Raw genomic sequence first — 17,893 nt, 5'->3', positions numbered from 1 at the left:
GCACTAGGCTGCTCGGGCATGAGCGAAGCGAGTGAGCTGCCGTCCCGCGCCGACGTCGTCGTGGTCGGCTCCGGGCACAACGGCCTGGTCTCGGCGATCCTGCTGGCCCGCGCGGGCCTCGACGTGCTGGTGCTGGAGGCGGCCGAGGTGATCGGCGGGGCCACCCGCACGGAGAACCCGTTCCCGAAGGTGCCTGGGCTGCGGCACTCCACCGGCTCGTACCTGCTCGGGCTGATGCCGCCGGAGCTGCTCGCCACCCTCGACGTGACGATCCCGGTGCTGCGCCGCGACCCGCACTACTTCCTGCCCACCCCGGGCGGGCTCGGCTCGCCGTACCTGCTCTTCGGCAGTGACACGGCGAGCACCCGACGGCAGCTCGCGGAGTTCTTCTCCCCCGCGGACGTGGCCGCCGACGACGCGCTCCAGGCCGAGCTGGCCCAGCTCCGGGAGGACCTGGCGCCCGCCTGGCTGGCCGAGCCGCTGCCGGTGGCGGAGACCGCCGAGCGGTACGTCCGGCCCGCCCTCCGGCAGGTCTTCGTCGACCTGGTCCGCGGCTCGGTGGCCGACTACCTGGCCCGCTTCGACTTCCGCTCCGAGCTGCTGGTCAGCATGTACGCGGTCACCGACGGCCTCTCCGGGCTAAACGCCGGCCCGGACGACCCGGGCACCGGGCACAACTTCCTGGTGCACAACATGTGCCGGCTGCCCGGCTCTGAGGGCACCTGGATGATCGCCCAGGGCGGCATGGGCACGGTCTCCCGGACCTTCGCCGAGGCCGCCCGCGCGGCCGGCGCCCGCATCGTGACCGGCGCGCCGGTCACCGCGGTCACCCTCGACGGCGGTGCGGCTGGCGGGGTGGTGCTGGCCGACGGGCGGGAGGTGGCCGCCTCCGTGGTGCTCGGGGCCTGCGACCCGTACCGGTTGATGGAGCTGCTGCCCGACGGCGCGCTCCCGGCGGAGCTGGACGCCCGGATGGCGGCGGTCCGCCGGCCCGGCACCACGCTCAAGCTCAACCTGGCGCTCACCGGCCTGCCCCGGTTCGGCTGCCTGCCGGCGGACGCGCCGAGCCCGTTCGGCTCCACCATCCACCTGCTCCCCGGTTCGGCCTCGCTGGTCGGCGCCGGCGGCGAGCCGCCGATGGCCGCGCTGCGCGCCATGTGGGCGGACGTGCAGGCCGGGCGGCTGCCCGAGGAACCGACCATCGAGTGGTACCTGCACACCACGGTCGATCCGTCGCTCTCCGACGGCGCCGGGCACCACTCGTCGGCGCTCTTCGTCCAGTCGGTCCCCTACGAGCTGGCCGGCACCACCTGGGACGCGGCGCTGCCCGGCTACGTCGACCGCCTGATCGACATCTGCGAGCGGTACGCCCCCGGCACCCGCGACCTGATCGCCGACGCGGTGCCGCTGCCCCCGCCGGGCATCGAGGCGCACTTCGGCATCACCGGCGGGCACATCCACCACGTCGACAACACCGTCTCGTTCACCGATCGGATGCCCTACGCCACCGGGATCGACGGCGTCTACGCGGGCAGCGCCGGCTGCCACCCGGCCGGCAGCGTGATCGGCGCGGCCGGCCACAACGCCGCTCAGCGGATCCTCAGCGACCTCGGTCGCTGACCTCGCCGCCGGCCTCGGCGGGGAAACGGGGCAGGTCGCCGGGGCGGCGAACGAGGGAGAGGCCGACGAGCAGCAGCAGGTAGAGGAGCAGGCTGAAGATCGGGTCGACGAAGACGAAGGCGAAGGCGATCGTGTAGAGCAGCGGGCGCACCACCAGCCGCCGCGAGACCGCCCGGGCCAGTTGTGGGTCCAGGTCGGGGTGGAGCAGCCGGTGCCGGCGGGCCCACCACCAGCTCAGGTTGAAGAAGAGCGACTCGCCCAGCACAGTGCCGAGGTAGAGGGCGGCGGTCAGCCGCTGCTCGGTGGCGCTGCCGCGCAGGTTGTCCGACAGCAGGTCGGCGGTGAACGGGATCGCCGCCACGAAGAGCAGCACGAGCAGGTTGAACATGAGCAGCACCTGGTCGACCCGGACCACGTACCGCCACATGTTGTGATGGCCGAGCCAGATCTGGCCCGCGATCCCGAAGGTGATCACGTAGGCCAGGTAGGTCGGCCAGGCGTGGACGAGGGCTTCCGGCAGTTCCCTCCCGGGATCCCGGGCCGGGCCGTTCTGGAGCAGTTCGACGGCCATCACCGTCAGGACGACCGCGAAGACGCCGTCGCTGAACGTCTCCACCCGGGAGGCGTCCCGGTCCATCTCCCGGTCACGCCGGTAGCGGTAGTTCCTCTCCCTCGCGTCCGCGTCCGTCACGCCGCCCCCTTCCCGACCTGATGGTCACCTGGCGGGGGCGGCGTGCGGGGGAAACTCAGCTGACGGCCTCGCCCGCGGGGGCGGGGGTGTCGGCGTCCGCCCGGTGGGCGCGGATCTTGTGCCCGACGCTGGTGAGGCAGCGGCCGCTCGGCATGTCGAACTTCCAGCCGTGCAGCTGGCAGGTGAGCTGGTCGCCCTCCACGATGCCGAACCGGCTCAGGTCGGCCTTGAGGTGCGGGCAGCGGCGCTGTACCACCCAGCCGTCGATGGTGATGTCCTCGGCGTCGACGGCCCGCTCGTGCTCGTCGTACCAGCCCTCGGCGTACTGGAGGCGCTCCTCAGAGAGGCACTTGAAGAACGCGTAGACGAACTCGTTGTACTGGCCGATCCGGGCCGCCGAGAACCGGCAGGAGAGGAAGAGCGAGTTGACCCAGTCCACCTCGCCGATGTGCAGCAGGTGCTCGACCAGCGCCCGCTCGGTACGGAACCGGTAGCGGACCTTCTCGTCCGCGTACGGCCGGACCTCCTTGCCCGGGAAGTCCACCACGATCGACTCGACGCTCTCGCCGTCGTAGCCGACCAGGTCGAAGCGGACCGGGCCGCCGACACCCTTGGCCAGGTAGATCGACTCGTCGAGCAGCGGCTCGATCCGGCGCTTCATCTCGCCGAGCACGTCCACCTCGGGGTGCCGCCAGGACGCCTTCTCCGCCTCAATGATCGGGCGCTTGCGCTCCCGCATCTCGTCCAGGTGGGCGCGCTTGTTCGCGAAGAACTCCTCGACCGGCACCGGGTGGGTGGTGGTCGCGCCCTCGGTGGTGACCTCGGCGACGCTGCCCGGCAGCAGCACGATGCCGTTGGTGCCGCCGACCTTGGCGTATTCGGCCAGGAACACCGACTGGTCGGGGAAGATGTTCCCCTCGTCGCCGAAGACGTCGTTGAACTGGAACAGCTCGTCGTCGAGGAAGCAGGGCGGCCCGGCGATCGGGAAGACGTGGTCGGCCTTCAGGTCGTCGATGTAGCGCCAGGTGCGGTCGAACTGCCGGTCGCGCTTCTGCTTGCCGAACGCGGTCTTCGCCGCCTGCGGCAGCTCGTAGACCATCGGGTACCAGATCGCGCCGGAGAACTGGAGCAGGTGGGCGTGCACGTGGCCCAGCTCGGCGAAGACGCTCAGGTCCGTCGGGCGGGCGTCGTTCTGGTTGAGCAGCCGGACTCCGTCGTACTCGACCCAGAGCGAGGAGTCGCCGATCGGGCCGTCGGTCGGGCTGGTCAGCGCCTGAATCATGATCTTCAGACCGCCGGGCAGCTCCACGACCTGCTCGTTCGGGGCCTTCAGGAACTTGGTGAAGCCCAGCTCCCGCAGCTCGTCCTCCATCTCCGAGGTGGGGAACTCGGGGAGCAGGACGGTGGCGTCCTTGGAGATGTGGTCCCGCAGGTGCTTGGCGTCGAAGTGGTCCCGGTGCAGGTGCGACACGTAGAGGTAGTCGCACTGGCCGAGGGCCGCCCAGTCGAGCTGGGAGTTGTCCGGGAAGGGGAACCAGGAGGCGAAGTAGGCGGGATTGACCCACGGGTCGCACAGGATGCTGCCCGCGGCCGTGTCGATCCGCATGCTGGCATGGCCCGTACCGGTCACTCGCACCGCAGTCCCCCTCAAAAAGACATCAGGCGTACGTCAAGACGCTACCGGAGGCAGTGTGGTCACCGTTCCGCGACGCCGGTAGTGACCTTCCGCCCCGGGCGGGCAGGTCCAACGGCCCGGGCGTCAGGCCCGCACCGATCCCGACCAGCTCCGGCGCTCCGGTTCGGCGGCGCACCAGGCGTCCATCAGTCCGGCGATCCGGTCGGCCGGCGCCGCGACGTACACCTGCTGCCCACCGGCGACCTGGTGGTCGGGATGCTGATCCAGGCCGCCCTCGCTGCAGCAGGCGCAGATCGGCCGGACGCCGCTGGCCGGCTCCGCCGCGTACCCCTGCTCGTGGAAGAGCGCGGAGAGCGCCCGGACGTCCTCCGGCGTGGCGGCGGCGACCTCGACGGTCGCGGTGGGCAGGTCGGAGCCCCGGAACAGCAACAGCTCGTCGAAGACGGAGAACACCTGTCCGTCGACCGTCCGCTCGCCGTTCGGGGCCCCGTCGTGCACCACGACCTCGCCGAACCGGCGACCCGACTCCGGCGTCGGCACACTCAGCACCCGGGCCCGGGCCGGGCAGAGCCGCAGGGCCCAGACGACCTCTCCCCCGGCAGCCGAATTCAGCCGGACCGGCGTGACCCCGAAGTCGCCCACGATCTCGCCGTCACCGTCGGGCACGGTCAGCCCGTAGCCGCGCCAGGCCTCCCGCGCCGTCGCCCAGTCCTCCATGATCGTCGCCGCGATGCCCAGGTTCCAGAACGCCGGGTCCTCGGCACCCCGCTTCGCCCGCGCGGCCGCCTCCCGGCCCAGCTCGTACGCCTTCGCCCAGTTGCGCAGGAACTTGTGGGCCAGCGCCGCGTCGTACCACCAGACCGGCGCCCGCCGATGGTCCGGGTGCCGCCGCACCAGCCGCTCCAGCCGCTCCCCGGCGATCGCCCAGTCTTCCGCGTCCCACGCCTCGTACGCCGCCTTGAGCAGCTTCCGATCGTCCTCGCGGGTCATGCGTCCCCCATCAGGCCGGACCCTGCGCCGGGCCCGGCACGGGGCGTGCCAGACTAACCGGAGATCCGATCGCGAGGGAAGGACCGACAGTGGCAGGAAGCGAGCCGGTAACCGCGCCAGACCAGCACAGGCCCGGACACCGCAAGTCCGGACGGATCGGGGCGGTGCTGTCGGCGGCGGTGTTGGTGCTCATGGCGCTCTGCGGCAACCACGAGGGCAACGTGGAGAACATCTGGTTGTTCGGGCTCGCGGCCCTGCTGCTGGCCATCGTCATCGGCGACGCCGTGCTGCGCCGCAACGGCCTGCGGTCCTGACCGGCGCCCACTCGGCCGGTACGCGCAAGGGCCCGCCCCCGATCGGGGACGGGCCCTTCGTCGTCGTGCGCGGGCTCAGCGGCCGAGCAGGATGTCCTGCACGTCCTTGAGCGCGGCGTCGACCTCTGCCTCGAAGTAGCCGCCGGGCACCAGCCCGAAGCGCAGGGTGTCCAGGTCCTTCGGGTTCACCGGCATCGGGTTGCGGCCCTGCATGCCGCCGAGCAGCGTCTCGAAGAACCGGTCGACCTGGTCCGGGTCGTACCCGCTGCCGAACCGGCGCACCTGGAAGCTGCGGCGGATCTGGTCCACCCGGTAGAGGTCGCTGCCGGGCGGGCCGGCCATCGGCGGGCCGACCATGGGCGGGCCACCGACCGGCGGGCCGGCCATCGGCGGGCCGGGCATGCCGGGGCCGCCGCCGTAGCCCTGCTCCGGGCCGCCGTAACCCTGGTCCGGGCCGTAGCCCTGCTGCGGCAGCGGCGGCGGGCCGGCCGGGCCACGGCCGCGCGGGTCGCGCAGGTCCCGCTCCGGCATCCGGAACTCGGCGGTCATGTCGGCGTGGCCGTGCCGGCCGGCCTCGAAGCCGTCGAACCGCTCGTCCTGGCCGTAGCCGCCCGGGCCGGGGGGCAGGCCGCGCGACGGCGGGCCGCCGTGCCCCATCGGGGCGCCCGGGCCCATCGGGCCGGGGCCACCCGGGGCGCCCGGGCCGCGGGGTGCGTCGTAGCCGCCGCGCGGGCCGTCGTAGCCGCCGGCGAACGCCCCGGTCGGCTCGTCGTAGCGGTTGCCGTAGCGATCGGCGGGCGGACCGGCCTGCGCGGGCATCGGCCGGGGCGGCATCGGGGGCTGCGGCACCGGCGAGAGGCCGCGGTCGTCGCGCATGGGCGGGCCGAGCCGGTCGGCCATCCGGGGGTCGCCACCGCGCCCGCCGGGGGCGCCACCGCGCTCCTCCAGCTCGGCGAGCTGCCGCTCGACCCGGTCGAGGTGCAGGTCGACCTGCCACTCGTCGTAGCCGTTGAAACGGACCCGGAAGACGACGTCGTGGACCTCCTGGGAGGCCACGGGCGCGCCGACCGGCTGGCCGGCGAGTGTCGCCTCCACCCGGTCCAGGAAGGCGTCCACCTCGTCGACCTTGTATCCCCGGCGGAGCGCCTTACGCCGGAAACGCTGACCCTGACTCGCCACTATGTCTCCTGGTCTCTACCGCTACGCCGTCACGCCGTTGCGGCGCGTGGGTCGCTGTCCCTGTCCTCGGCGGCGGCGAGCTGCCCACACGCCCCGTCGATCTCGCGACCCCGGGTGTCCCGCACGGTGGTGGACACCCCGGCATCGCGCAACCGCCGGACGAACTCCCGCTCGACCGGCTTCGGGCTGGCGTCCCAGCGGCTGCCCGGAGTCGGGTTGAGCGGGATCAGGTTCACGTGGGCCAGCTTGCCGGCCAGCAGCCGCCCGAGCAGATCGGCTCTCCACGGCTGGTCGTTCACGTCCTTGATCATCGCGTACTCGATGGACACGCGACGCCCCGTCGTGTCCGCGTAGTCCCACGCCGCGTCCAGCACCTCGGACACCTTCCAGCGCTGGTTGACCGGCACGAGTTCGTCGCGCAGCTCATCATCGGGGGCGTGCAGCGACAACGCAAGAGTCACTGAGAGGTCTTCGCTGGCCAGTCGGCGGATGGCCGGGACCAGGCCGACTGTGGAAACGGTGATGTGCCGCTGGGACAGGCCGAGCCCCTCCGGAGCCGGAGCGACCAGCCGGCGGATCGCCGCCACCACCCGCGAGTAGTTGGCCAGCGGCTCGCCCATGCCCATGAACACCACGTGCGACAGGCGCGGCGGGGAGCCAGCCACCGCCCCCGACGCGGCCACCCCGGCCAGGTAGACGGCCTGGTCGACGATCTCGGCGGTGGAGAGGTTGCGGGTCAGCCCGGCCTGGCCGGTGGCGCAGAACGGGCAGGCCATGCCGCAGCCCGCCTGGCTGGAGATGCAGACGGTGACCCGGTCCGGGTAGCCCATCAGCACGCTCTCCACCAGCGAGCCGTCGTGCAGCCGCCAGAGCGCCTTGCGGGTGGCGCCGTCGTCGCAGGCCATCTCGCGTACCGGGTTGAGCAGGGTGGGCAGCAGCGTGCCCGCCAGCCGCTCGCGGGTCGCCGCCGGCAGGTCGGTCATCTGGGCCGGGTCGCGGACCAGGCGGCCGAAGTAGTGGTTCGAGACCTGCTTGGCGCGGAACGCCGGCTCCCCCAGCTCGGTGACGAGCGCCTGCCGGCCCGGCAGGTCCAGGTCGGCGAGGTGACGGGGTGGCATCGCGGGCCGGCGGCCGCGGGCGTCGGGGTCTACGGAGATCAGCGGGAGGCTCGTCATGGCGCGTCCAGTCTGACACGCCGAACGCGGGACGCACCTGTCCGTGGGTGCCGAATCGGCCCCGGCCGGCCGGCCGAGGGGGCGCCACCCACGTGATTCACGACTCAGCCCGCCATCGGCACGAAGAGCGCCAGCAGCAGGTACGCGGTCGGCACCGCGAACAGGATCGAGTCGAGCCGGTCCATCAGGCCGCCGTGCCCGGGGAGCAGGTTGCTCATGTCCTTGACCCCGAGGTCGCGCTTGATCATCGACTCGGCGAGGTCGCCGAGCACCGCCGCGCCGGAGATCGCCACCCCGAACAGCGCGCCCCACCAGGGGGCCACGTCGAGCAGCAGCCAGAGCAGCAGGGCACTGCCCGCCGCGGACGCGGTCACCGAGCCGGCGAAGCCCTCCCAGGATTTCTTCGGGCTGATCGTAGGGGCCATCGGGTGCTTGCCGAAGGCGACGCCGGCCGCGTAGCCGCCGGTGTCGGAGAGCACCACGGCGACGAGGGTGACCAGCACCCGCAGGTGCCCGTCGTCGGGAGCGGCCGCCAGCATCGCCGCGAAACCGCCGAGGAAGGGCACGTAGACCGCGATCAGGGTGGCCGCGGTGAGGTCGCGCTGGTAGTTGCCGGGGCCGTCGCCCAGCCGCCAGATCATCGTGCCCAGCACGGTGACCAGCAGCCCGAGGCAGAGTGCGTCCGGCCCGGCGAACCAGGCCAGCCCGATGGTGATCACGCCACCGGCCATCAGCGGCACCAGCGGCGGGTGGGCGCCACTGCGGCGTACCGCGCGGGCCATCTCCCAGCAGCCGATCGCCACCGCGGCGGCGATCACGGCGAGGAACGCCGGCAGGTAGAAGAAGAGCGGCAGCACGATCGCCGCGCCCAGGGCCAACCCGACACCGATCGCGGCCGGCAGGTTGCGGCCCGCCTTGGAGGTCTTCGGCTGGACGGTCGGGGGACGGTCCGCGCTGGCCCGTCGCCGGCCCCTCGACCGGCGGCCGGCCGACGGTTCGGGGTCCGGTGCGGGCTCGTCCCGCACCGCCGCGAGCTGAGTGGTCGGTTCGTCCCGTACCGGAGCGATCTGGGCGGTCGGGTACTCGTCGTCGGGCCGGCCGAACCCGCGCTCGCGCGGGGCGGGGCCGTAGCCCGGCTCTCGCGGGTCAGGGCCGTAGCCCGAGTCGAGCGGGTCGGGGCCGTAGCCCGAGTCGCGCGGGTCGGGGCCGTAGCCCGGCTCGTGCGGGTCGCGCTCCCACGGGTCGCGCTCCGCGCCCCGGGTCGGCCGGCGACCGCCGGGACCGGCGTCCAGGTGGCCGGGGCCGCGGGGCGCCGGCTCGTCGCGCCAGCTCCGCTCGGGGGGCGGGGGTCCGTCGTACGGCCGGCGGCCGCGCGGCCCGTCGTAGCCGTCACCCGGCCGGGCGTACGGGTCGGCGGCGGGGCGGCCGGGCGGACGCGCGTACGCCTCGGGGCCGGCGCCCGGCCGACGCCAGGGCCCGGGCTCCAGGTCGGTCTCCGGCCAGGGCAGCGAGGGGGCCGGGCGGTCCCAGCCGCGCGGCTCGGCGTTGCCGTAGGGGTCGGGGTGGGACATCACGCACCGGCAGGCGGTACGGGAGCCACCACATGACGCAAGACCAAGACCATCCCCTACAGCCGCGAGCCGTTCCGGTTGACCGACCCGACGGCCGGCCGATCCCCGCCGTTCACCCGGTGGTGGGCGGAATCGTGCCGAGCCTACTGCACCCGGGAAGCCCGCACGGCGGACGCCGCCCGGCACGACGACGGCACCGGGCCGCCACCCGTGGCGGGCGGCGGCACACCGGTGCCGTGGCGGGTATGCGGGCGCTCAGACCTCGAGCAGCTCGTTCTCCTTGTGCTTGACCAGCTCGTCCACGGTGGCGACGAAGCGCTGGGTCAGGTCGTCCAGCTCCTTCTCCGCGCGCCGGCCCTCGTCCTCGCCGACCTCGCCGTCCTTGACCAGGCGGTCCAGTTCTTCCTTGCCCTTGCGGCGGATGTTGCGGACGGCGACCTTCGCCTCCTCGCCCTTGTGCCGGGCCACCTTGATCATCTCGCGGCGCCGCTCCTCGGTCATCTGCGGGAGCACGATGCGCAGCTGGTTGCCCTCGTTGTTCGGGTTCACCCCGAGGTCCGAGTCGCGGATCGCCTTCTCCATGGCGTTGATCTGCGAGTTGTCGTACGGCTTGATGATCACCATGCGCGGCTCCGGCACGGCGATGGACGCCATCTGCGGCAGCGGGGTCGGGCTGCCGTAGTAGTCGATCACGATCCGGGAGAACATCGCGGCGTTGGCGCGGCCGGTGCGGATGCCGCCGAACTCCTCCTTGGCGTGCTCGATGGCACGCTCCATCTTCTCCTCTGCCTCGAGGAGGGTGTCGTCGATCACCGGTCTCCTCGCCTCCTTCTGTCGCTCGTCGTGGGCTGTGCTGGTGCTGGTGGGTCGGAGGACCGCTGCCGGCTCGGCGGAGGCCGGTCAGGCGGTGATCAGCGTGCCGATCTTCTCACCGCTGACGGCACGGACGATCGTGTCGTCGCCCTGGGCGCCGAAGACCAGCATCGGCAGGCCGTTCTCCATGCAGAGGCTGAACGCCGCGGCGTCGGCCACCCGCAGGTTGCGGCGCAGCACCTCGGAGAAGGTGATCGAGTCGAGCTTGCTCGCCGTGGGGTCGATCCGGGGGTCGGCGGTGTAGACGGCGTCCACGCCGTTCTTGCTCATCAGCACCACGTCGGCGCGGATCTCCAGCGCCCGCTGGGCGGCGACCGTGTCGGTGGAGAAGTAGGGCATCCCGGCGCCCGCGCCGAAGATGACCACGCGCCCCTTCTCTAGGTGCCGGATCGCCCGCAGCGGGATGTACGGCTCGGCGACCTGGGCCATGGTGATCGCGCTCTGCACCCGGGTCTCGATGCCCTCCTTCTCCAGGAAGTCCTGGAGGGCCAGGCAGTTCATCACCGTGCCCAGCATGCCCATGTAGTCGGCGCGGGCCCGGTCCATGCCGCGCTTCTGCAGCTCCGCGCCGCGGAAGAAGTTGCCGCCACCGACCACCACGGAGACCTGCACGCCGCGCCGCACCACGGTGGCGATCTGCCGGGCGATGGCCTGCACGACGTCGGGGTCGACGCCGATGGCGCCGCCACCGAAGACCTCACCGGAGAGCTTCAGCACCACCCGGCGGGCCCGACCGGGCGGCGGGGCGGTCGGATCATCCGCCGCCAGGCTCCGGTCACTCACAACCTGCGTCATCCGCCCCGCCCCTTCCGTCGCGCACCTCGTGGGCGCCGCGAACCGCGTACCTGCCGCTGCAGACCCTATGTGACGAGGAGGCCGCGGTGCCTGTCACATACACCGGCGGCCTCCTCGTCGAAGTTTTCCCTGCGCCCGGGCGCGTCATGCGTCCGGCGCGGCGGTTCAGGCCTGGCCGACCTCGAACCGCACGAAGCCGGTGACCTCGATGCCGGCGTCGGCCAGCAGCTGCTTCACCGTCTTCTTGTTGTCGGCGACCGACGCCTGCTCCAGCAGGACGAAGTCCTTGAAGAACGCGTTGACCCGGCCCTCGACGATCTTCGGCAGCGCCGCCTCGGGCTTGTTCTCCTCGCGGGCGGTCTGCTCGGCGATGCGCCGCTCCGACTCGACCGTCTCGGCCGGAACCTCGTCGCGGGTCAGGTACTTCGGGCGCATGGCCGCGATCTGCATGGCCACGCCGCGGGCGTCCGCGTCGCCGGCCTCGTCCGCCTTGCCGGAGTACTGCACCAGAACGCCGACCGCCGGGGGCAGGTCCTGGCTCTTGCGGTGCAGGTAGACCGCGGTGGTGCCCTCGAGCTTGGCGAAGCGGTTCAGCACCAGCTTCTCGCCGATCTTGGCGGACTGCTCCTGGATCAGGTCGGCCACGCTCTTGCCGTCGATGGTGCTGGCGAGCAGCTCCTCGGCGTTGGTCGCGCCGCTGGCCACGCCGTGCTCGACCAGCTGCTGGGCCAGCGCGATGAAGGCGTCGTTCTTGGCGACGAAGTCGGTCTCGCAGTTGAGCTCGAGCAGCGCCTGGCCGGCGTGGGCGATGAGGCCGTTGGCGGCGGTGCGCCCGGCCCGCTTGCCGACGTCCTTGGCACCCTTGACGCGCAGGATCTCGATGGCCTTGTCGAAGTCGCCCTCGGCCTCGGTCAGCGCCTTCTTGGAGTCCATCATGCCGGCGCCGGTGAGGTCGCGGAGCTTCTTGACGTCCGCGGCGGTGAAGTTGGACATGACTCTCTCTTCGGTGTTTGAGACTGCGTGGGATGGTCTGGCTGCCGGTTACCCGGATCCGGCCCGGTTCTGCCCGGCGTACCCGTCGCGCCCCACCGGCCGGGAAATTGGACGGTGGGGACGCGACGGCGCGATCACTCCGCGGCGGCGGTCGCCGGCTGCTCGGCGGTCGCCGGCTGCTCGGCGGTCGCCGGCTGCTCGGCGGTCGCCGGCTGCTCGGCGGCGGTCGCCGGCTGCTCGTCGGCCTTCTTCGGCTCCTCGAGCAGCTCGCGCTCCCACTCGGCCAGCGGCTCGTCGGCGCCGACCTGGCCCGGCTCGGGCTTCTCGTCGCCGCCACGGCCACGACCAGAGCGGGCGATCAGACCGTCGGCGACGGCGGCGGCGACGACCTTGGTCAGCAGCTCGGCCGAGCGGATCGCGTCGTCGTTGCCCGGGATCGGGAAGTCGACCTCGTCCGGGTCGCAGTTGGTGTCGAGCACGGCGATCACCGGGATGCCCAGCTTGCGGGCCTCGTCGACGGCGATGTGCTCCTTCTTGGTGTCGACGATCCAGACCGCGGCCGGAAGCTTCTGCATGTCGCGCAGGCCGCCGAGGGTCTTGGTCAGCTTCACCTTCTCGCGGGAGAGCTGAAGGGTCTCCTTCTTGGTGTAACCGGCGGCGGTGCCGCTCAGGTCACCCAGAGCCTCCAGCTCCTTCATCCGCTGGAGCCGCTTGTACACCGTCTGGAAGTTGGTCAGCATGCCGCCGAGCCAGCGGTGGTTGACGTACGGCTGGCCGACCCGGGTCGCCTGCTCGGCGATGGCCTCCTGGGCCTGCTTCTTGGTGCCGACGAAGAGGATGCTGCCGCCCCCGGCCACCGTGGTGCGCACGAACTCGTACGCCTTCTCGATGTAGTCGAGGGTCTGGCGCAGGTCGATGATGTAGATACCGTTGCGCTCGGTGAAGATGAAGCGCTTCATCTTCGGGTTCCAGCGCCGGGTCTGGTGCCCGAAGTGGACACCGCTTTCCAGCAGCTGGCGCATGGTCACGACGGCCATGGTGGGTACTCCCTGTTCATCCCTGGTTGTCCCGTCCGGCCGGCGGCCGGACGCCTGGCGCCCGGTCGTCGGCCAGGGTGGGCCCGATCAAGATCGGGACCAGGGAGGCCGTCGCTCCACGAGAGGTCCGTGGAGAGGGCGCGCGAGGTCGACCGCGCAAGGCGGTCGCCAGTCGACCAGTGTACGCCCCTGCACCTCCCCCCGGTCCCGGGGTTCGGGAACCCCCCATCCTTACCCTTTCCGGACGCCTCAGGGCACCCTCGCCGCCATCCCCTGGAGTTGACGGGTCGGAGACGGCCGAAAGTGGCGGGTGCGGGCGGGGGGTCCGGCCGCCGACGGTCAGCGGGCGGCGAGGGCGGCGGCGAGGAAGAGCACCAGCCCGACGGTCAGGTAGGCGGTCGGCGGGCGGAGCCAGCCGCGGCTGCCGTCGGCGAGCGCCAACCCTCCGGTGCGCAGCCCGTACAGGCCGGTGCCGAAGATCGGCAACCCGACCACCAGGAACGTGCCCACCACGACGTGCGACGTGGAGACCGGGTCACCGACCAGGCCACGCAGCAGCACCCGCAGCGCGGGGACCTCCAGGACCAGCACCATCACCGCCAGCAGCACCGCGAGGGCCGGACGGCGGGTCCGGTAGACGCCGTCGCCGGGCGGCGGACCGTCGAACCGGGGCGCGACCGACGGCATTGGGCCGGTCGGCATCTCCAGCGGGTGCGGATTCGGCCCGGCCGCCGTCTCCGGCGCGGGGACACCCGGGCGCTCCCCGACGATCAGCGGGGTCGCCGCACCGGGACCGGTCGGCGGCAGGCCGGCGTGGGCCGGCTCGACGGGACGCCCCGACTCCACGACCGGGTAGCCGCCCAGCGGGGCGGGACGCGGGGGGTCGACGACGCGGTCCGCGCCGAGCCGGCCCGCGCCGAACGCCTCGACGCTGCTGCGGGAGACACCGGCGAACTGGTCGCCGGCGTTGTGCGGCGCCGCGCCGAGCGGTTCGGCGGCTTCGCGGGCCGCCCGCCGGCCGCCGCGCTCCCCCGGCAACTCGCCGGAGGTCTCCACCGGGTCGGCCGGCCGGCGCGACCGCCAACTGTCCGTGTCGTCGCTCAGCGGGTCGGCGGTCCCGAACCGGCCCGGATCGCCGTACGGGTTCTCGCCCGTGCGCTGCTCCGGGGCACGGAAGTCGTCGTCGCGGTAGCGCGGCTCGCCGGCGGCGCGCCACTCCGCCTCGTGCCCGCGGTCACCCCAGTGCGACCCCTGCTGATCCTCGGGAAAGCTCCGTCGTCCGTCCACGACCGGCACCGTATGCGACCGCCACCACGCGCGCCATCCGGGCCGCCCGGAACCTCGCCGCTGGTCATCGCCGCGCAGCCGGGTCATCGGTGACTGGCCGATCAGGCGCTAGCACAGCGAACGCATGATCGTCGGTCCGTCCACAGGGCGGCCCGTCGTCCACAGGGCGCCCCGCTCGGGACCCGCCGCCGGTCCGACCGCCCCACGCTGGCCGGCATGACGAAGCGGAACCAGGCCGTCGGGGCGTACGGCGAGCGGTGCGCGGTCCGGCACCTGATCGAGGCGGGGCTGCGCCCGGTCGCCCGCAACTGGCGGTGCCCCGAAGGGGAGATCGACATCATCGCCTGGGACGGGCCGGTGCTCGCCTTCTGCGAGGTGAAGACCCGGCGTACGGAGGAGTTCGGCAGCCCGGCCGAGGCGGTCGTGCGGGCCAAGGCGCGCCGGCTGCGCGGGCTGGCCGCCCGTTGGCTCGCCGCGACGGGCACGGCCGCCGAGGAGGTCCACTTCGACGTCCTCGCGGTCCGGCTTCCGGTCGCCGGCTGGCCCAGGCGAGCACCTGAGGAGCGCGTTCTGACATGAGCTACGCCAGGGTGCTCTGCGTGGGCCTGGTCGGGACGGCCGAGCACGTGGTGGAGGTCGAGGCGGACCTGGCCCCCGGGCTGCCCGGCGTGGTGATCACCGGCCTGCCCGACACCGCGCTACACGAGGCCCGGGACGCGTCCGCACGGCCATCGCACCCCTCAGCTACTCTCGACCGACGCGCCCAAGTACGGCTCCGCGCTCGAAACTACGAAGGTGAAGTCATGCCATACTCAGCGCCGTGACGCGAGCCGCCATCTATGTCCGGATCAGCCGGGACCGCGAGGGAGGCGGGCTCGGCGTGGCCCGCCAGGAGTCCGACTGCCGGGAGCTGGCCCAGCGGCACGGGCTGACCGTAGCGAAGCTCTACAGCGACAACGACCTATCCGCCTACAGCGGCAAGCCGCGCCCGTCGTACCGGCGGATGCTCGATGACATCGCCGCCGCCCGCATCGACGCCGTCCTGGCCTGGCACACCGACCGGCTCCACCGCTCCCCCACCGAGCTGGAGGAGTACATCTCAGCCTGCGAGCCGCGCGGCCTGCCCACCTTCACCGTCAAGGCCGGCCCGCTCGACCTGAGCACCCCCAGCGGCCGCATGGTGGCGCGGCAGCTCGGCGCGGTGGCCCGGTACGAGATTGAGCACCAGATCGAGCGGCAGCAGCGGGCAAAGCTCCAGGCCGCCGCCGATGGGCGATGGGGCGGCGGCCGGCGGCCGTACGGGTACGAGCCTGACGGCGTCACCCTGCGGCCGGAGGAGGCCCGGGCGGTTGCCGAGGCCACCGACGCGATCCTGTCCGGCGGGAGCCTGCGCGGTCAGGCGGCCGAGATGAACGCCCGGGGGTTGCTCACCTCGACCGGGCGGCCGTGGACAGCCACCGAGCTGCGGAAGGTGCTGCTGCGCGCCCGGAACGCTGGCCTACGGGAGCATCGTGGCGAAATCGTCGGGCCGGCCGCGTGGCCGCCAGTGGTCGACGAGGACCGGTGGCGGGCGCTGGTGTCCGCGCTGACCCACCCCGGCCGCCGTACGCAGTGGTCGTCGGCCCGCCGATGGCTGCTAAGCGGGCTGGCGGTGTGCGGGGTGTGCGGCGAGCCGATGCGCGCCACCCTGCAGAACAGCGCTCGCCGCGGCGTCCCGTCGTACACCTGCAAGGCGCAGCGGTGCGTCAGCCGGAACGCCGAAGAGCTGGACGCGTACATCGGCGCGGTGGTCGTCGAGCGGCTGTCCCGGCCGGACGTCGCCGAGCTGCTCAGCGCGACCGGCGGCCCCAACACCGGCGCGCTCCAGCTCGACGCTGCCGGGCTGCGCCAACGACTCGACGGCCTGGCCGCCGCGTACGCCGACGGCGCGATCGACGTCCGGCAGCTGCGCGAGGGCTCCGAGAGGCTACGCGCCCGCCTCGCCGCAGTTGAGGACCAGCTGGCCACCGCCGGCCGCGGCAACGCCCTGGCCGGCCTGGTCGGTGCGACAGACCCCGGCACGGCGTGGGAAGGGCTCGACCTACACCGGCGCCGGGCGGTCATCGACACGCTGATGACGGTGACGGTCCACCGGACCCGGAAGGGCCGGCCGCGCGGCTGGACGCCGGGCAGCTCCTACTTCGACCCGTCCACCGTCGATATCGCGTGGAAGGCCTGAATCCCGGCGCTGCCGGTGAGATCCATAACGGGAGCGTAAGAATCTTCGTTGCTAGCGGCGGCGCGCCGGACCGGGCGCTCCGGTCGGCCGTGGCGGCCCGCTCCGCCGCCGGTGAGGCGCGGGCGGTGGCGGAGCAGGCGCTGGCCCGCACCGAGCGGCTCGGTGCGCGGGTGGTCACCCCCGAGGACGAGGAATGGCCGGCCCGGGTGGCGGACCTGCGCCGGCTGCGGCTGTCCGGCGCCGATCGCCGGGTCGACCTGGAGACCGCCCCGCCGCTCTGCTTCTGGGTACGCGGGGCGTGGCCGCTGGGCGAGGCGCTGGGCCGGTCGGTGGCCGTGGTCGGTGCCCGGGCGGCCACCCCGTACGGCACGCACGTCGCCACCGAGCTGGGCTACGGGCTGGCCGACCGGGACTGGACGGTGGTCTCCGGCGGGGCGTTCGGCATCGACTCCGCCGCGCACCGGGGCGCGCTGACCGCCGGTGGGCTCACGGTCGCCGTGCTGGCCTGTGGGCTGGAGCGCCCGTACCCGGTGGGCAACGCCGCGCTGTTCGACCGGATCGCCGAGACGGGCCTGCTGGTGAGCGAGTGGATGCCCGGCGCGGAGCCGTTGCGGCCCCGGTTCCTCATCCGCAACCGGGTCATCGCGGCGGCCACCACGGGCACGGTGCTGGTGGAGGCGGCGGCCCGCAGCGGCGCGACCCAGACCCTGAACCGGGCGGTCGGTGTCGGCCGCCCGGCGATGGTGGTGCCGGGGCCGGTCACCTCGGCCATGTCGGTGGGCGCGCACGAGGTGCTCCGCGAGCAGCACAAGGCGCGGCTGGTGACCGGCACGGCCCATGTGCTGGAGGAGGTGGGGCGGATCGGCTACGACCTGGCGCCACCCGCCCGCGCGCCGGAGCGCCCGCGGGACCGGCTCGACGACGAGGCGGCCCAGGTGCTGGAGGCACTGCCCCGGCGGAAGGCGATCGGCGTGGAGCGCGTCGCGGCACGCGCCGGGGTGGACCTCCGCACCGCGATGCGCAAGCTCTCCATGTTGGAGGAGTTGGCCATGGTGGTACGCCGCGACGACGGCTACGCCCTCGCGCCGCCGCCCCAGCGGGAACCGGTGGCGGCCGGGCGCCGACGGGTGTCGGTCCGGGCCCGTCGGCTACTCCCCCGAGCTGACCTGCCGGGTCCTGTGCCGCCGGTCAGTCGCCCTCGAACCGGATCTCTGCATCGCGGCTGCTCAGGCAGCGCCGGGCGAGGAGGGCCAGCCGGCGGATCTGGTCGACCTCCGCGGGCGCCTGGGCCGCCTCCGCCAGGCAGGGCAGCTCGGCGAGCAGTTGTGGCACCGCCTCGGCGTCCACCACCAGCTCACCGAGCGGATCGACCCGGTCCAGCAGGGGCGTACGACCTCCGCCCCGCACCCGCTTGAGCAGGTTCAGCAGGACGTCGTGCGGGTCCGCCACCACCTCCGTGGAGACGTACGACGGCCGGCGGCGGGCGGGCCCGGCCCGCACCTGCCGATAGAGGA

At 73.2% G+C, this 17,893-nt stretch carries 14 protein-coding genes and 3 pseudogenes; 6 read left to right on the top strand and 11 right to left on the bottom strand.

What is annotated here, in order from left to right:
• The first annotated feature begins 18 nt into the window (after nucleotides 1–18).
• A complete protein-coding gene (locus tag AB0F68_RS16125) occupies nucleotides 19–1,620 on the top strand; it encodes an NAD(P)/FAD-dependent oxidoreductase (RefSeq protein ID WP_357338102.1) in 1,602 nt (533 codons plus the stop codon).
• Here AB0F68_RS16125 and AB0F68_RS16120 read toward each other — a convergent pair.
• The 3 genes from AB0F68_RS16120 to AB0F68_RS16110 all read right to left on the bottom strand — a co-directional run bounded on the left by AB0F68_RS16120 (nucleotide 1,601) and on the right by AB0F68_RS16110 (nucleotide 4,937).
• Nucleotides 1,601–2,257 (bottom strand): TMEM175 family protein, encoded by a 657-nt coding sequence (locus AB0F68_RS16120; RefSeq protein WP_357338285.1) that lies wholly within the window; start codon nucleotides 2,255–2,257, stop codon nucleotides 1,601–1,603. The two genes, AB0F68_RS16125 and AB0F68_RS16120, sit on opposite strands and share 20 nt — an antisense overlap.
• A 109-nt stretch (nucleotides 2,258–2,366) precedes the next feature.
• A complete protein-coding gene (locus AB0F68_RS16115; protein WP_357338100.1) occupies nucleotides 2,367–3,947 on the bottom strand; it encodes a Rieske 2Fe-2S domain-containing protein in 1,581 nt (526 codons plus the stop codon).
• 123 nt (nucleotides 3,948–4,070) lie between these two features.
• Complete coding sequence (locus AB0F68_RS16110; RefSeq protein ID WP_357338097.1) at nucleotides 4,071–4,937, bottom strand: hypothetical protein; 867 nt, start codon at nucleotides 4,935–4,937, stop codon at nucleotides 4,071–4,073.
• An 89-nt stretch (nucleotides 4,938–5,026) separates the two neighbouring features.
• Here AB0F68_RS16110 and AB0F68_RS16105 point away from each other — a divergent pair, with 89 nt between their 5' ends.
• A complete protein-coding gene (locus AB0F68_RS16105; protein WP_262281393.1) occupies nucleotides 5,027–5,251 on the top strand; it encodes a DUF2631 domain-containing protein in 225 nt (74 codons plus the stop codon).
• Between the two features lie 75 nt (nucleotides 5,252–5,326).
• Here the strand turns inward: AB0F68_RS16105 and AB0F68_RS16100 are convergent, their stop codons facing one another.
• The 8 genes and pseudogenes from AB0F68_RS16100 to AB0F68_RS16065 form a co-directional block, all read right to left on the bottom strand.
• Nucleotides 5,327–6,430 (bottom strand): DivIVA domain-containing protein, encoded by a 1,104-nt coding sequence (locus AB0F68_RS16100; protein WP_357338095.1) that lies wholly within the window; start codon nucleotides 6,428–6,430, stop codon nucleotides 5,327–5,329.
• Nucleotides 6,431–6,459: 29 nt separating this feature from the next.
• On the bottom strand, nucleotides 6,460–7,605 hold the full coding sequence (rlmN, locus tag AB0F68_RS16095; RefSeq protein ID WP_254331751.1) for a 23S rRNA (adenine(2503)-C(2))-methyltransferase RlmN: 1,146 nt from the start codon (nucleotides 7,603–7,605) through the stop codon (nucleotides 6,460–6,462).
• A gap of 104 nt (nucleotides 7,606–7,709) precedes the next feature.
• Complete coding sequence (locus tag AB0F68_RS16090; RefSeq protein ID WP_357338091.1) at nucleotides 7,710–9,176, bottom strand: phosphatidate cytidylyltransferase; 1,467 nt, start codon at nucleotides 9,174–9,176, stop codon at nucleotides 7,710–7,712.
• A 255-nt stretch (nucleotides 9,177–9,431) separates the two neighbouring features.
• Complete coding sequence (frr, locus tag AB0F68_RS16085) at nucleotides 9,432–9,989, bottom strand: ribosome recycling factor (RefSeq protein ID WP_091268662.1); 558 nt, start codon at nucleotides 9,987–9,989, stop codon at nucleotides 9,432–9,434.
• A gap of 87 nt (nucleotides 9,990–10,076) precedes the next feature.
• Nucleotides 10,077–10,844 (bottom strand): UMP kinase, encoded by a 768-nt coding sequence (gene pyrH, locus AB0F68_RS16080; protein WP_350930800.1) that lies wholly within the window; start codon nucleotides 10,842–10,844, stop codon nucleotides 10,077–10,079.
• Between the two features lie 165 nt (nucleotides 10,845–11,009).
• Nucleotides 11,010–11,837: a translation elongation factor Ts gene (gene tsf, locus AB0F68_RS16075; protein ID WP_357338087.1), complete on the bottom strand. Its 828-nt coding sequence runs from the start codon at nucleotides 11,835–11,837 to the stop codon at nucleotides 11,010–11,012.
• A gap of 134 nt (nucleotides 11,838–11,971) precedes the next feature.
• On the bottom strand, nucleotides 11,972–12,874 hold the full coding sequence (gene rpsB / locus AB0F68_RS16070) for a 30S ribosomal protein S2 (RefSeq protein WP_357338084.1): 903 nt from the start codon (nucleotides 12,872–12,874) through the stop codon (nucleotides 11,972–11,974).
• A 339-nt stretch (nucleotides 12,875–13,213) separates the two neighbouring features.
• Nucleotides 13,214–14,198: pseudogene (locus AB0F68_RS16065) on the bottom strand (hypothetical protein).
• A gap of 179 nt (nucleotides 14,199–14,377) precedes the next feature.
• On the opposite strand from AB0F68_RS16065, the pseudogene AB0F68_RS16060 reads away from it, so the two are divergent.
• From AB0F68_RS16060 to AB0F68_RS16045, 4 genes and pseudogenes are all read left to right on the top strand, one after another.
• Nucleotides 14,378–14,735: pseudogene (locus tag AB0F68_RS16060) on the top strand (YraN family protein).
• A 1-nt stretch (nucleotide 14,736) separates the two neighbouring features.
• Nucleotides 14,737–14,985 (top strand): hypothetical protein, encoded by a 249-nt coding sequence (locus tag AB0F68_RS16055; RefSeq protein ID WP_357338297.1) that lies wholly within the window; start codon nucleotides 14,737–14,739, stop codon nucleotides 14,983–14,985.
• Nucleotides 14,982–16,379: a recombinase family protein gene (locus AB0F68_RS16050; protein WP_357338081.1), complete on the top strand. Its 1,398-nt coding sequence runs from the start codon at nucleotides 14,982–14,984 to the stop codon at nucleotides 16,377–16,379. Before AB0F68_RS16055 ends, AB0F68_RS16050 begins: the two co-directional genes overlap by 4 nt.
• Nucleotides 16,367–17,464: pseudogene (locus AB0F68_RS16045) on the top strand (DNA-processing protein DprA); the annotation flags it as partial. The gene AB0F68_RS16050 and the pseudogene AB0F68_RS16045, both read left to right, overlap by 13 nt.
• Between the last annotated feature and the right edge of the window lie 429 nt (nucleotides 17,465–17,893).

Origin of the sequence: Micromonospora sp. NPDC023966 (genome assembly GCF_040639095.1) — a bacterium.
In the GTDB taxonomy this organism is placed as follows: domain Bacteria; phylum Actinomycetota; class Actinomycetes; order Mycobacteriales; family Micromonosporaceae; genus Micromonospora.
Note: the sequence above shows the minus strand (reverse complement) of the source record. Positions and strands in the feature narration are given on the sequence as shown.

Excerpts from the sequence above, each read along its gene's own strand:
- AB0F68_RS16125 (WP_357338102.1), top strand. The coding sequence starts at position 19 with ATGAGCGAAGCGAGTGAGCTGCCGTCCCGCGCCGACGTCGTCGTGGTC.
- AB0F68_RS16120 (WP_357338285.1), bottom strand. The coding sequence starts at position 2,257 with ATGGACCGGGACGCCTCCCGGGTGGAGACGTTCAGCGACGGCGTCTTC.
- AB0F68_RS16110 (WP_357338097.1), bottom strand. The coding sequence starts at position 4,937 with ATGACCCGCGAGGACGATCGGAAGCTGCTCAAGGCGGCGTACGAGGCG.
- rlmN (WP_254331751.1), bottom strand. The coding sequence starts at position 7,605 with ATGACGAGCCTCCCGCTGATCTCCGTAGACCCCGACGCCCGCGGCCGC.
- AB0F68_RS16090 (WP_357338091.1), bottom strand. The coding sequence starts at position 9,176 with ATGTCCCACCCCGACCCCTACGGCAACGCCGAGCCGCGCGGCTGGGAC.
- pyrH (WP_350930800.1), bottom strand. The coding sequence starts at position 10,844 with ATGACGCAGGTTGTGAGTGACCGGAGCCTGGCGGCGGATGATCCGACC.
- tsf (WP_357338087.1), bottom strand. The coding sequence starts at position 11,837 with ATGTCCAACTTCACCGCCGCGGACGTCAAGAAGCTCCGCGACCTCACC.
- rpsB (WP_357338084.1), bottom strand. The coding sequence starts at position 12,874 with ATGGCCGTCGTGACCATGCGCCAGCTGCTGGAAAGCGGTGTCCACTTC.
- AB0F68_RS16055 (WP_357338297.1), top strand. The coding sequence starts at position 14,737 with ATGAGCTACGCCAGGGTGCTCTGCGTGGGCCTGGTCGGGACGGCCGAG.